At 61.1% G+C, this 1,148-nt stretch carries 2 protein-coding genes; one reads left to right on the forward strand and one right to left on the reverse strand.

Translation table 11 applies throughout. The annotated features are described in order from the left end of the window. Window positions 1-421: DNA starvation/stationary phase protection protein (locus Q0C81_RS18180; RefSeq protein WP_291841228.1), on the reverse strand; the 421-nt coding region annotated here is incomplete at its 3' end. Window positions 422-600: 179 nt separating this feature from the next. On the opposite strand from Q0C81_RS18180, the gene Q0C81_RS18185 reads away from it, so the two are divergent. Next, window positions 601-1,107 (forward strand): chemotaxis protein CheD, encoded by a 507-nt coding sequence (locus Q0C81_RS18185; protein WP_291841230.1) that lies wholly within the window; start codon window positions 601-603, stop codon window positions 1,105-1,107. The last annotated feature ends 41 nt before the right edge of the window (window positions 1,108-1,148 follow it).

Below are 1,148 nucleotides of genomic sequence, written 5' to 3' on the forward strand. Positions count from 1 at the left end.
CGTTGTGCTCGTCGCAAAGATCGTGGACCTCGCGCATACGCCCGACCAGGTCGTTGTTGTCGTCCCGCAGTTCGGCCAGCATGTCGAGCGCATCCACGAACTCGGCGTCATTGTCGAGAACGCGCGATTCGCGGGCGATCTGACCGACAGAGCGCAGAGTGGTCCCGCCGATCTTGCGCGCCCGTTCGGCGATCAGATCGGTCATGGCCAGGATCTCGGCCGATTGTTCGTCCAGCATCAGGTGATAGTCGCGGAAATGCGGGCCGGACACGTGCCAGTGGAAATTCTTGGTCTTGATATAGAGAGCAAAGACATCCGCCAGCAGGGTCGTCAGAGCGGCGGAAATATCCCGCGTCGCGGCCTCCGACAGGCTGGTGGGGGTTTTCAACGGCGCCAGACGTTTCTCGTGGGCGGTGGCCATGGTCATTCTCCTCAGCTGAAGCACTGCTTAGCTAGGGAGCGTGAGGTCCCAGCGAAAGTCCCGGCGCCCTTCATTTTTACCGTTGCGTACATTGTCCGTATACCAATGTTCGCTACAGTCGAAATCTTGCGACTTCAGACACGACCCCGGACTGGGTCCAGATCCCGGCTCAGATCGTCATGAGATACAATATTTGCAGTCGCACCTGGGACCAGGGCGAGCGGCCCGTCCACCTTACCTCCATATCGCAGGGCCAATACAGCATCAGCGACGACCCGGACGCGGTGATCACGACGGTCCTCGGCTCGTGTGTCGCAGCCTGTATTCGCGATCCCAAGCGAGGCGTGGGCGGCATGAACCATTTCGTTCTCCCCGAATCTCCGACGCCGCTTTCGGAACAGGACGACCCGTCGCGCTACGGCTCCTACCTCATGCAGCGTCTGGTCGATGGCCTGCTGGAAGCCGGAGCCAATCCCCACTGTCTCGAAGCCATGGTGTTCGGCGGCGCCAGTCCCGGCGATTCGTTCTACAATGTGGGGGCGCACAATGTGGCCTTCGCCGAGGGTTTCCTCGCTGACCGGGGCATAGAGATCGTCGATTCGATCTGCGGCGGGCGTTCAGGATGCAAGGTGGAATACTGGCCGGCGTCCGGCAAACTGATCCATACGCCTCTGGGGCAAGACTGAGAGGCCTGAGCCGCCGCTCATCAAGCTTCGCTTGGCTCAGC

The sequence above is a fragment of the Brevundimonas sp. genome (assembly GCF_023259385.1).
GTDB lineage: Bacteria > Pseudomonadota > Alphaproteobacteria > Caulobacterales > Caulobacteraceae > Brevundimonas.